Origin of the sequence: Noviherbaspirillum aerium (assembly GCF_008929045.1) — a bacterium.
In the GTDB taxonomy this organism is placed as follows: Bacteria; Pseudomonadota; Gammaproteobacteria; order Burkholderiales; family Burkholderiaceae_D; genus Noviherbaspirillum; species Noviherbaspirillum aerium.
In genome coordinates this window covers 28,707-41,662 of record NZ_VFAH01000007.1, presented here as the reverse complement: position 1 = coordinate 41,662, position 12,956 = coordinate 28,707, and the positions used below count along the sequence as shown (strand labels likewise).

Here is a 12,956-nt window from a genome sequence, read left to right as displayed (position 1 = left end):
CAATCATGAACACCATTACCGATCTGCAACAGACCCTGGACTCCCGTCAATTGCTGGCGGCCTTGATGGCATTGAAGAAGGGCGACTTCTCCGTCCGCATGCCGTCCGACCTGACGGGCCTCGACGGGAAGATTGCCGATACGCTCAATGAGATCATGGAAAGCAGCGATGCCATGGCCAACAGCATCGTCAACGTCAGCCGCGTGGTGGGACGGGACGGACGCCTGTCGCAGCGCTGTCCCGCCTCGCCGACCGGCGGTCGCTGGGCGACCATTGTCAATTCGGTCAACACGCTGATTGACGATCTGGTCAGGCCTACCACGGAAATGGCGCGGGTCATCGGTGCCGTGGCGAAGGGCGACCTGTCGCAGACGATGATGCTCGATGTCGACGGGCGGCCGCTGAAGGGACAGTTCCTGCGGTCGGCAACGACGGCGAACACCATGGTGGCGCAGCTGTCATCGTTTGCTTCCGAGGTGACGCGGGTGGCGCGTGAAGTGGGTACGGAGGGCAAGCTGGGCGGCCAGGCCAACGTGCCGGGCGTGGCCGGCACCTGGAAGGACCTGACCGACTCGGTAAACTCGATGGCGGGTAACCTGACGTCGCAGGTGCGTAACATTGCCGACGTGACCACGGCGGTGGCCAACGGCGACTTGTCGAGGAAGATCACGGTGGACGTGCGCGGCGAGATCCTGCAGCTGAAAGACACGATCAACACCATGGTGGACCAGCTGCGCTCCTTCGCTTCCGAAGTGACGCGGGTGGCGCGGGAAGTGGGTACCGAGGGCAAGCTCGGCGGCCAGGCTTACGTGCCGGGCGTGGGCGGCACCTGGAAGGATCTGACTGACAACGTGAACTTCATGGCGTCCAACCTGACCGGCCAGGTGCGTAACATTGCGGAAGTGACCACGGCGGTGGCGAACGGCGACCTGTCCAAGAAGATCACGGTGGACGTCAAGGGCGAGATTCTCGAATTGAAAGATACCATCAACGTAATGGTGGACCAGTTGTCATCATTCGCTTCCGAAGTGACGCGTGTGGCGCGAGAGGTGGGTACGGAGGGCAAGCTCGGCGGCCAGGCGGAAGTGTCCGGTGTCGCGGGTACCTGGAAGGATTTGACCGACTCGGTCAACTCCATGGCGGGTAACCTCACCGGCCAGGTGCGTAACATTGCGGAAGTGACCACGGCGGTGGCGAACGGCGACCTGTCCAAGAAGATTACCGCCGATGCGAAGGGCGAGATTCTGCAGTTGAAGAACACCATCAACGTGATGGTGGACCAGCTGTCCTCGTTTGCATCCGAAGTGACGCGGGTGGCGCGAGAGGTAGGCACCGAAGGCAAGCTCGGCGGCCAGGCCCTGGTGAAAGGCGTGGGCGGCACCTGGAAGGACTTGACCGACAACGTGAACTTCATGGCATCGAACCTGACCGACCAGGTGCGAAACATTGCGGAAGTGACCACGGCGGTAGCGAACGGCAACCTGTCGAAAAAGATCACGGTCGACGTCAAGGGCGAGATTCTCGAATTGAAAGACACCATCAACGTGATGGTGGACCAGCTGTCATCGTTTGCTTCCGAGGTGACCCGGGTGGCGCGAGAGGTGGGTACCGAAGGCAAGCTCGGCGGCCAGGCGGAAGTGTCCGGTGTCGCGGGTACCTGGAAGGACTTGACCGACTCGGTGAACTGGATGGCGTCCAACCTGACGGGCCAGGTGCGTAACATTGCGGAAGTGACGACGGCGGTGGCGAACGGCGACCTGTCCAAGAAGATTACCGCCGATGCGAAGGGCGAGATTCTGCAGTTGAAGAACACCATCAACGTGATGGTGGACCAGTTGTCATCATTTGCGTCGGAAGTGACGCGTGTTGCACGTGAAGTGGGTACCGAAGGCAAGCTGGGCGGCCAGGCGGAAGTGTCGGGCGTGGCGGGTACCTGGAAGGACTTGACCGACTCGGTCAACTCGATGGCGTCGAACCTGACCGGCCAGGTTCGAAACATTGCGGAAGTGACGACGGCGGTGGCGAACGGCGACTTGTCGAAGAAGATTACCGCCGATGCGAAGGGCGAGATTCTGCAGCTCAAGGACACCATCAACGTGATGGTGGACCAGTTGTCATCGTTTGCTTCCGAGGTGACGCGTGTTGCGCGAGAGGTGGGTACCGAAGGCAAGCTCGGCGGCCAGGCGGAAGTGAAGGGCGTCGGCGGCACCTGGAAGGACTTGACCGACTCGGTGAACTCGATGGCGGGTAACCTGACATCGCAGGTGCGTAACATCGCCGACGTGACCACCGCGGTGGCCAACGGTGACTTGTCCAAGAAAATTACCGTGGACGTTCGCGGCGAAATTCTGCAGCTGAAAGACACGATCAATACCATGGTGGACCAGCTGCGTTCCTTCGCTTCCGAAGTGACGCGGGTGGCGCGGGAAGTGGGTACGCAGGGCGAACTCGGCGGCCAGGCGAACGTGCCGGGCGTGGCGGGTACCTGGAAGGACTTGACCGACTCGGTGAACTCCATGGCGGGTAACCTGACCGGCCAGGTGCGTAACATTGCGGAAGTGACGACGGCGGTGGCGAACGGCGACCTGTCGAAGAAGATTACCGCCGATGCGAAGGGCGAGATTCTGCAGTTGAAGAACACCATCAACGTGATGGTGGATCAGCTCTCATCATTTGCGTCGGAGGTGACGCGGGTGGCGCGTGAAGTCGGCACCGAAGGCAAGCTGGGCGGCCAGGCGCAGGTGAAGGGCGTGGCCGGCACCTGGAAGGACTTGACCGACAACGTGAACTTCATGGCGTCGAACCTCACTGGCCAGGTGCGAAACATCGCGGAAGTGACGACGGCGGTGGCGAACGGCGACCTGTCGAAGAAAATCACCGCGGACGTGAAGGGCGAGATTCTCGAATTGAAAGACACCATCAACGTGATGGTGGACCAGCTGTCATCATTCGCATCCGAAGTGACGCGGGTGGCGCGGGAAGTGGGTACCGAGGGCAAGCTGGGCGGCCAGGCCAACGTGCCGGGCGTCGCAGGCACCTGGAAGGACTTGACCGACTCGGTGAACTCGATGGCGGGTAACCTGACGTCGCAGGTGCGTAACATCGCCGACGTGACCACGGCGGTGGCCAACGGCGACTTGTCCAAGAAAATCACGGTGGACGTGCGCGGCGAAATCCTGCAGCTGAAAGACACGATCAACACCATGGTGGACCAGCTGCGCTCTTTCGCATCGGAAGTGACGCGGGTGGCGCGCGAGGTGGGTACCGAAGGCCGTCTCGGCGGCCAGGCGAACGTGCCGGGCGCGTCCGGCACCTGGAAGGACTTGACCGACAACGTCAACTTCATGGCGTCGAACCTGACGGGCCAGGTGCGTAACATCGCGGAAGTGACGACGGCGGTGGCGCGCGGCGACCTGTCCAAGAAGATCACCGTGGACGTCAAGGGCGAGATTCTCGAACTGAAGAACACCATCAACACCATGGTCGACCAGTTGTCGTCGTTTGCGTCCGAGGTGACCCGCGTGGCGCGTGAAGTCGGTACCGAAGGCAAGCTCGGCGGACAGGCACAGGTGCAGGGCGTCGGCGGCACGTGGAAGGACTTGACGGAGAACGTCAACTTCATGGCGGCCAACCTGACGGAGCAGGTGCGCGGCATCGCCGGCGTGGTGACCGCGGTGGCGAACGGCGACCTGAAGAAGAAGCTGACCGTGGCGGCGCAGGGCGAGATCGCATCGCTGGCCAATACCATCAACGAGATGACCGACACGCTCGCGGTGTTCGCCGACCAGGTGACGACGGTGGCGCGCGAGGTCGGCGTGGAAGGCAAGCTGGGCGGACAGGCTTCGGTGCCGGGTGCTTCCGGTACCTGGAAAGCGCTGACGGAAAACGTGAACCAGCTGGCGGCCAACCTGAGTACGCAGGTGCGCTCGATTGCCGAGGTGGCGACCGCGGTGACGGCGGGCGACTTGTCGCGTTCGATCCAGGTCGAAGCCAGCGGCGAGGTGTCCGACCTGAAGGACAACATCAACGAGATGATCCGCAACCTGAAGGAAACCACGCAGAAGAATGCGGAGCAGGACTGGCTGAAGACCAACCTGGCGCGCTTCACCCGCCTGCTGCAAGGCCAGCGCGACCTGGAAGAGGTCGGCAAGCTGATCCTGTCCGAGCTCGCGCCGCTGGTGGTGGCCCATCATGGCGTGTTCTACATGATGGATTCGCAGAACATGACTTCGCGCCTCAACATGATTGCCAGCTACGGCTATCGTTCCAACAAGAAGCTGCCGCAATCCTTCGGGCCGGGCGAAGGCCTGGTCGGACAGTGCGCGGTCGAGAAGACCCGTGTCTGGCTGACCAACGTGCCGCGCGACTACATCCAGGTCTCCTCCGGACTGGGCGCGGCGCCGCCGACCAATATCGTGGTGCTGCCGATACTGTTCGAGCAGGAAGTCAAGGCGGTGATTGAAATCGCGTCGCTCGACCGCTTCACGCCGACCCATATCGACTTCCTCGACCAGCTGATGGAATCGATCGGCGTGGTGTTGAACACCATCGAAACCAACAGCCGTACCGAGAGCCTGCTGACCCAGTCGCAGCGCCTCGCGCAGGAATTGCAGCAGACCAACCAGGAGCTGGCGGAAAAGGCGCGCCTGCTATCCGAACGGAACAGCGAGGTGGAAAGGAAAAACCAGGAGGTGGAACAGGCGAAGTTCGCGCTGGAAGAAAAGGCGACCCAGCTTGCGCTGTCCTCCAAATACAAGTCCGAATTCCTGGCCAACATGTCGCACGAGCTGCGCACGCCCTTGAACAGCTTGCTGCTGCTTGCGCAGCAGCTGGGAGACAACCCGAGCGGCAACCTGTCGCCGAACCAGGTCGAATACGCGAAAACCATCTACGGTTCCGGCAGCGACCTGCTGACGCTGATCAACGACATTCTCGACCTGTCGAAGATCGAGTCGGGTACCGTGACGCTGGAAGTCAGCGAATACCGCTTCTCGGTGCTGACCAGCTACCTCGACCGCACCTTCCGCCACATGGCCGAAGCGAAGAACATCAGCTTCGAAATCGGCCTCGGCGAGTCGCTGCCGGAAGCGATGGTGATCGACACCACCCGCCTGCAGCAGATCCTGAAGAACCTGCTGTCGAATGCGTTCAAGTTTACGCCGCACGGCAAGGTCGAATTGCAGATCAGCCTTGCCGCTACCGGCTGGAACACCGATCATCCGAACCTGCGCAATGCCGATGCGGTGCTGGCCTTCTCCGTGACGGATACCGGGGTCGGTATTGCCTCTGACAAGCTGCAGCTGATTTTCGAAGCCTTCCAGCAAGCCGACGGCAGTACCGCGCGCCGCTACGGCGGCACCGGCCTCGGCCTGTCGATCAGCCGCGAACTCGCCCGCCTGCTCGGCGGCGAGATCCGGGTGACGAGCACCGTGGGCGTCGGCAGCACGTTTACGCTCTACCTGCCGTACAACAGGAGCGGCTTTGTCAATTACAGCGCGGTGACGCAAACCGTGATGCCGGCAATCGCTCCGCCTTCACTGCCATCGCCCGCGATGACGGGCGCCGCCGACGGGCATGGAATGTCGTTGACGGAGTCAGCCGCGCCCGTGGCCAGGACCGCTGTCACGGTCATCGTCGACCAGGAAACCGGCACCGACGACCGCAATCTGATTGCGTCCGGCGATCCGGCAATCCTGATCGTCGAGGACGACCAGTCGTTCTCGAAGATTCTGCTGAACGCGGCGCGGGAAAAGAATTTCAAGGGCATCGTGACCGCCAACGGCGACTCCGCGCTGACGCTGGCGCGCGACTACCTGCCGACCGCCATTTTCCTCGACATCGATCTGCCGGGCATCGACGGATTCACCGTGCTGGACCGCCTCAAGCGCGATCCGAGCACGCGCCATATCCCGGTGCACATCCTGTCAAGCACCTATGAAAGGGAGCGCGGATTGCGTCAGGGCGCCATTTCCTATCTGACCAAGCCCATCACCGCCGAACGGCTGGAAGAAGAGTTCGTGCGCATCCAGCACTACCTCAATCGCGGCAAGCGCAGCCTGCTTGTCGTCGAGGACAACCAGATGCAGCGCGACCAGATCCTGTCCCTGGTCGGCGACACGGACGTGGCCATCACCGCGGTGGATAGCGGCCAGCAGGCGCTGGATGCGCTCAAGGCGAACCACTTCGACTGCATGATCCTGGATCTGACCCTGCCCGATATCGACGGCTTCGAACTGCTCGACCGCCTGAGCAAGGATGCCCGCCTGCGCGACCTGCCGGTGGTGGTTTACACCGCGAAGGAACTTAACCGCCAGGAGATCACCAAGCTGTCGTCGGTGGCCAAGACCATCGTCATCAAGGACGTGCGCTCGCCGGAGCGCCTGGTCCACGAGACGGCGCTGTTCCTGCACCGTTCGCCGTCGAGCCTGCCGGAAGCGCAGCGCCGCATGCTGGAAGAAGTCGATATGGCCGGCAGCGGTCTGGCGGGGCGCAAGGTGCTGGTCGTCGATGACGACTTGCGCAACATCTTTGCGTTGACCACCGTGCTCGAGCGGCACGACATGGTGGTGTCCTTTGCGGAGAACGGCAGGGACGGCATCGAACTGCTGGAGAAGGATCCTTCCATCGAGATCGTGCTGATGGACATCATGATGCCGGAAATGGACGGCTACGACACCATGCGCGCCATCCGCCAGAACGAGCGCTTCAAGTCGCTGCCGATCATTACCCTGACGGCGAAGGCGATGAAGGGCGACCGCGACAAGTGCCTGGCCGCGGGTGCGTCGGACTATATTACGAAGCCGGTGGATGTGCCGCAGCTGCTGTCGCTGATGCGGGTATGGCTGTTCCGATGAGCGGCATGACGGAAGAAGAACAGCGCCGCGAAACGCTGGAAATCGACTTGCTTCTGGAAGGCCTGTTCCAGCTGTATGAAGCCGATTTCCGCAGCTACGAGCGCCGTTCGCTGCGGAGCAGGATCTTCGCCTTCATGGCGGACCGCGGCATCAAGACCGTATCGTCGCTGCTGTCGCTGGTCCTGCATGACGGGGCTGCCGCCGATGCGTTGTGCCGCGCGCTGGTGGTGCATGAGTGCGCATTGTTCGACGATGCCGCCGAATTCAGCGCCTTGCGCGGCATGATCGGTTCTTCGCTCGGCAGTTTCCCCGCGCCGAAGGTATGGCTGGCGGAGTGCCTGTGCGCGGAAGACGTCTTCGCCTTCGCCATCCTGCTGATGGAAGCGGAGCTGCATGAACGCACGCTGATATTCGCCACCTGTTCGAACGACCTGCTGCTGCAGGAAATCAGGCAGGGCGCATTCCCGCTGGAACGGCTGGCCCATTACGAAGAGAGTTACCGCCGCGCCGGCGGCATGCGCTCATTGCGGCATTACCTCGGCGAACGCGACGGGCAGGCCGTGTTTTCCGAAGCGCTGCGCTCGCGCATCATCTGGGCGCAGTACCACCTGGGAACCGATAGCTCTTTCAATGAATTCCAGCTGATCTCTTGCCGCAAGAGCTTCCGCGACTTCAATCCGATGATGCGCAGGCGCATCCTGAATCTGTTCAACGACAGCCTGTCCCGCTTCGGCATACTCAATGTGCCGGTGGAGAACGATGCGGAAGCCTATCCGCTGCTGGCGAAATACCGGGCGGCGGAATGCCGGGGACTGTATCGGAGAATGGTTTGACGGGTTTGGTAGCTGGCCGCTGGACTATGTCCGGCGACGCCTCCATGCAATAAAAAGCGGAGCCATTGGCTCCGCTTTTTATTGCATGGATTGGATGCGCTGAACTGCATCCGCCAAGGCGGTACCGGACTCGATAAAAAATTAACCCCTCTCCCGCAGCCGGGAGAGGGGCAGGGGGTGAGGGGCGGCGCCAAGATCACGGAAGGCCCAGCTATTCCTGTTCGCCTCCGATCCTCGCTCCGGATTCACATCCGTACCGCCTTGCCGATCCTTAATCCGCGTAGACGCCCGCCTTCTTGATGATCGGGCTCCACTTGTCGATCTCCGACTTGAGGAAAGTGCGCAGTGCTTCCGGCGTAGCGCGGTTGTCCGCGACAGGCTCGGTGCCCAGGTCGGCGAAGCGCTGCTTGACGGTCGCATCCTTCAATGCGGTTTGCAGCGCGCCGGCGAGCTTGTCGACCACCGGTTTCGGCGTATTCTTCGGCGCATACAGGCCATGCCACACCGCAACCTGGAAGTTCGGCAGGCCGGCCTCCGTCGTGGTCGGGATATCCGGCAGGGAAGGCACGCGGGTCTTCGTCGTCGCGGCGTAAGCCTTGATCTTGCCGCCCTTGATGTGGCTGGTGGTGTTGGTGGTCTGGTCGCACATGATGTCGACCTGGCCGCCGAGCAGGTCATTCATCGCCGGACCGGTGCCCTTGTACGGCACGGTGGTCAGTTCGGTCTCGATGGCCGACATGAACAGCATGCCGCACAGGTGCGATGCCGAGCCGACGCCGGCGTTGGCATAGGTGACCTTGGCCTTGTTGGCCTTCACATACGAAACCAGCTCCTTGAAGTCCTTCGCCGGGAAGTCCTTGCGTGCGACGAAGGTCATCGGCACGTCGGTCACCAGGCCGATCGGCTCGAAGCTGTCGATGGCGTTGTAGCTCAGCTTGCGGTACAGCGAGGGAGCGGTGGACTGGCCGATGTGATGCAGGAAGATGGTGTAGCCGTCGGGATCGGCCTTGGCCACGCGGGCCGCGCCGATGGTGCCGCCGGCGCCGCCGACATTTTCCACGATGACGGTCTGGTTGAGCGTCTTGCCCATGGACTGGGCGATCAGGCGCGCGACCGTATCGGTGGGACCGCCCGCCGCGAAGGGGACGATCATCGTGATGTTCTTGGAAGGATAGTTTGCCTGGGCCTGAACGGCAGCGCTGGCGACCAGGGCGAGACCGGCTGCAACATAGCGAATCTTCATGTGACTTGCTCCTCGTTAATGTTTTATAGACACATAGACAGGCAGCGGCATCCTTGGCAGGCAAACGGGAGGATGGGTTTCGCCATCATTCCAGCCTACTGCTGTTTAGTGCACGAATACTATCAAGCGCGCATGGAAGCGCAACTGTGGAAAACCGTAATTGCATGGTAGGCACCAGGTCGTCCCGAAGGGTTCGCACCTAAACGCGCGCTGGCGGCACTGCATGGCTAGCGAGGCGGCCAGCCTTGGCATCGCCACGCGCCACCGTCAACACGCGTTTTGATGCGAACGCCTCTACCGAACGAAGTGGGAACACGCCCTAAGCGAGCCCTTCGCATCACAAACTTGAGAAGCATCAAGCTTTACTTAGAGTCGGTTAAAACTCGTGAACCAATCGTCAACTCCAACTTAGCTGGAGGGATGCGTGCGTGCGCCGCCGGGCATCGTCATGTCGCGATGCCCGGCGGCGCACGCACCAGTCAATAACATAAACAACGCCAGCACGCACCTTGCAGCTGCAGTGCCGCTTCATCCATCACCTCCACAAGGATGCGCTGGTACCTGAATGGAGCGAAGCATTCCCATGTTGAGAAATTTGAAGGCGATACCGTTGGCCAGCTTGGCACTCCTGCTCGCGGCCTGTGGCGGTGGCGATGCCGATATCGGCGCGAGCAGCACGCAGCTGCGGCCGACCCTGTATCTCGAGGATGGCCGGGTGGTCAACAGCTGCAGCGTCGAGCCGCGCTGCACCGGACAGAACCTGGTGATTCCCGGCAGCTATACTACCCATACCATCACCCGCACGCCGACCGGCGCGACCATCACCTCCGCGCAGGGAGCCACCATCAATGCGCTGGCGCACAATACCCGCCTGCTGTTCGTGGATGGCAACGTCGCGCTCGATCTCGACGGCAACGCGGGCCAGGTCTATCGCCTTTACCAGGCGGCGTTCAACCGCAAGCCCGACCTGACCGGACTTGGATACTGGATCGCCATGATGGATTCGGAGCAGGTGCCGACCGTCAGCGATCTTTCCAGCTACTTCTACCAGTCTCCCGAATTCAAGTCCATCTACGGCAATTCACCAAGCCATGTCGACCTGGTGACCCGCTATTACCGCAATGCATTGCAGCGCGAACCCGATGCCTCCGGCCTGGCCTACTGGGTCGACCTGCTCGACCGCGGCGTGCTGACGCCGGCGCAAGTGCTGGCCGCCTTCAGCGAAAGCGCCGAGAACCGCGGACGCGTGCTGCCCGATATCCGCAACGGCATTCTGTATACGCCCTACGGCACGGCGCCGCAGCCGCAGCCGAATCAGCCTGCCCCGCAGCCGCCCTTTACCGCGGGCGTGACCATGGCGCCCGAGAACGGCGCGACGGTGAGCGGCACGGTGCGGCTGGAAATCCGCGGCAACGGCATCGCCAATGCCGAACTGCTGCCCCCCAACGGCTATGCGCCGCGTCTCGGCGTCTTCAGCATTTCGCCCGACCGCACGCTGGCCTGGCTCGACTTCGATACCACGACATTGCAGAACGGTCCGGCGGATGTCAGGATCAGTGCCTTCAGCGTTGCCGCCGGGCAGCCTGATGCGGTCGAGGTGATTGCGATGCCGGCGCGCCGCTGGCAGGTCAGCAATGCCGGTACGGCGCCGGCTGTTTTCAACGCCAATGTCTCCGCGGCACCCGCCGATGGCGCCGCCGTCGCCGGTGTGACCCGTCTTGAAGTGCGGGGCAGCGGCATCGGCAATGTCGAATTGCTGCCGGCCACCGGCTATACGCCGCGCCTTGGCGTGTTCAACGTCACGGCCGACCGTACCTATGCGTGGCTGGACTTCGATACGCGGGCACTGCCGAACGGTCCGGTCGATGTGCGCATCAGCGCGTTCAATGTGGCGGCGGGACAGCCCGGCGCGGTGGAAATCGTTCCGATGCCGGCGCGGCGCTGGAACATCGGCAACGGCTCGACCACGCCGGCGCCGGTGCCCTTCACCGCCAACCTGACCGTGGCGCCTCCTGCCGGCGCGGTGCTCACCGGCGTCACCCGGCTGGAAGTGACGGGCAGCGGTATCGTCAATGTCGAATTGCTGCCGCCGTCAGGCTATGCGCCGAGGCTGGGCACGTTCAATGTCTCGTCGGACGGCACGCGCGCCTGGCTGGACTTCGATACCCGCCTCCTGCCCAACGGTGCGCTCGACGCTCGCATCAGCGCCTTCAACGTGGGCGCGGGGCAGCCGGGAGCCACGGAGATCATCGCCATGCCGGCACGCAGATGGCAGCTGCAACATTGAGCCGGCGGTCCTCTCCCAGAGGGAGAGGACCGCGGTGAGGGAATCCGGCCCAACCCATTTTCGGGCCGGACCCATAATGCGCTGATACGGTGATACGTTAATGCGGCCCGGAACGCCGGGCCGCATGGCAAGCCATCCGCTCCCGCCTCCCGGGTTCAAGCACCCGCGCCTGCCAGCCCTTATCCCCTCGATGCAACCGCCTGCCGCCGCACCAGCGCCAGCAGCGGAAAGCCCGCGCCGACGAGGGCGATCCACATCCATCCGCCATGGCCGTACAGGCTGCTGGCCATGCTCGATCCCGCCGCGCCGCCGACAAAGATGCTGGTCATGTAGAGCGCATTGAGCCTGCCGCGGCTGGCCGCATCCAGCGCGTAGATGTCGCGCTGCCCCAGCACCATGTTCATCTGCACGCAGAAGTCGAGCAGGATGCCGGTGAGCGCCAGTCCGACGAATCCCCATGCATTGCCGAACATTGCCGGAACATAACTGAACGCGGCTCCCGCCAGCGCCCAGCGCGTGGCGGCATGCGCATGGCCGGCGTCGGCCAGCCGGCCGCCGATCGGCGCGGCGATGGCGCCGACCGCGCCGGCCAGGCAGAACAGCGCGATCTGGCCCTGCGTGAAGCCATAGGTCCGGGTCAGCTCCAGCGGCGCCGCGGTCCAGAACAGGCTGAACGAGGCAAACATGCAAGCCTGGTACAGCGCCCGCTGCCGCAGCACGCCGAAGCGCAGCATGAGCGCGCCGAGCGAGCGCAGCAGTGCGCCGTAGCCGGCCTGATGCTGCGGCTGGCGCACAGGCATTTTCACCGCGAACACGGCGAGGATGCCCGCCATCATCGCCGCGGCAAGGGCAAATACCGCGCGCCAGCCGAAATGCCCGGCAATGAAACTCGAGAGGGGGCGCGCCAGCAGGATGCCGAGCAGCAGCCCGCTCATGATGCCGCCCACCACCCGCCCGCGCGAAGCCGCCGGCGCCAGGTGCGCCGCCAGCGGCACGATGATCTGCACCGCCACCGAGCTGAAGCCGATCAGCAGCGACAGCAGCAGGAAGGCATTCGACGACGTCGCCAGCGCGGCGCCCGCCAGGCTCAGTATGCAGACCGCCACGGTGGCCATCATCAGACGGCGGTTTTCGAGAATGTCGCCCAGCGGCACCAGGAAGAACAGGCCGAGTGCATAGCCGATCTGCGTCAGCGACACGATGAGGCTGGCCAGGAAGGGCGACATGCCGATGTCGGGAGCGATCAGGCTGATGACGGGTTGGGCGTAGTAGAGGTTGGCGACGATGGCGCCGCAGCAGAAGGCGAACAGCGGGATCATGCCTTTGGGCATGGCGGTGGCTGGGGATTCCGCAACGGCGGCGCGTTGGGGGGAAGGCATGGGTGCTCGGTGCTCCTGCGTTAGTAATGATGCCGCAGGCACGTTTGGCGTGCGCGCCTGCAGAATATAGATCGGGTTCGCCTTGACCGGCCTGGTCCCAGCGGCGATCCGCCTCCGCATCGGGAGGCGAATCAGGGCGAAAGCGCTGCAAAGGGCGGCCATGCTATCACTTTTCCTTTTTCGGGCAGAGGCGCGGGCTTGGCTGAAGGCTCTTCGGTGATGCAATGCTTTCGGGACTCCGTGGTGGCTCGCCGGTTGCGGCCCGGCAGCCGCTTACTTTCTTTGCTTCCCCAAAGAAAGCAAGCAAAGAAAGTAAGCAAAGAAAGGCGACCGCAGGCATGCAGCCCCTTCGGGGTTCCC

At 63.1% G+C, this 12,956-nt stretch carries 5 protein-coding genes; 3 read left to right on the top strand and 2 right to left on the bottom strand.

The features are described from left to right. Nucleotides 1–5 precede the first annotated feature (5 nt). Together FH061_RS12170 and FH061_RS12165 are read left to right on the top strand one after the other, a co-directional pair. Nucleotides 6–6,854, top strand: a complete 6,849-nt coding sequence (locus tag FH061_RS12170) for a HAMP domain-containing protein (RefSeq protein ID WP_151636100.1) — start codon at nt 6–8, stop codon at nt 6,852–6,854. Continuing rightward, nucleotides 6,839–7,687, top strand: coding sequence for a CheR family methyltransferase (locus FH061_RS12165; RefSeq protein ID WP_151636099.1), 849 nt, complete (start codon nt 6,839–6,841; stop codon nt 7,685–7,687). Before FH061_RS12170 ends, FH061_RS12165 begins: the two co-directional genes overlap by 16 nt. Nucleotides 7,688–7,958: 271 nt before the next feature. Here the strand turns inward: FH061_RS12165 and FH061_RS12160 are convergent, their stop codons facing one another. Next, entirely contained in the window at nt 7,959–8,930 is a 972-nt protein-coding gene (locus FH061_RS12160) for a tripartite tricarboxylate transporter substrate binding protein BugD (RefSeq protein ID WP_151636098.1), read from the bottom strand. A 583-nt stretch (nt 8,931–9,513) separates the two neighbouring features. Here FH061_RS12160 and FH061_RS12155 point away from each other — a divergent pair. Next, nucleotides 9,514–11,217: a DUF4214 domain-containing protein gene (locus tag FH061_RS12155; protein WP_192805034.1), complete on the top strand. Its 1,704-nt coding sequence runs from the start codon at nt 9,514–9,516 to the stop codon at nt 11,215–11,217. A 179-nt stretch (nt 11,218–11,396) separates the two neighbouring features. Here the strand turns inward: FH061_RS12155 and FH061_RS12150 are convergent, their stop codons facing one another. After that, the gene (locus tag FH061_RS12150) at nt 11,397–12,596 is read right to left on the bottom strand and encodes an MFS transporter (RefSeq protein ID WP_404822448.1); all 1,200 of its coding nucleotides are present in this window, start codon (nt 12,594–12,596) and stop codon (nt 11,397–11,399) included. Nucleotides 12,597–12,956 lie beyond the last annotated feature (360 nt).

Bases quoted from the DNA above. Each gene is read 5' to 3' on its own strand.
- FH061_RS12170 (WP_151636100.1), top strand. From the start codon at position 6: ATGAACACCATTACCGATCTGCAACAGACCCTGGACTCCCGTCAATTG.
- FH061_RS12165 (WP_151636099.1), top strand. From the start codon at position 6,839: ATGGCTGTTCCGATGAGCGGCATGACGGAAGAAGAACAGCGCCGCGAA.
- FH061_RS12160 (WP_151636098.1), bottom strand. From the start codon at position 8,930: ATGAAGATTCGCTATGTTGCAGCCGGTCTCGCCCTGGTCGCCAGCGCT.
- FH061_RS12155 (WP_192805034.1), top strand. From the start codon at position 9,514: ATGTTGAGAAATTTGAAGGCGATACCGTTGGCCAGCTTGGCACTCCTG.
- FH061_RS12150 (WP_404822448.1), bottom strand. From the start codon at position 12,596: ATGCCTTCCCCCCAACGCGCCGCCGTTGCGGAATCCCCAGCCACCGCC.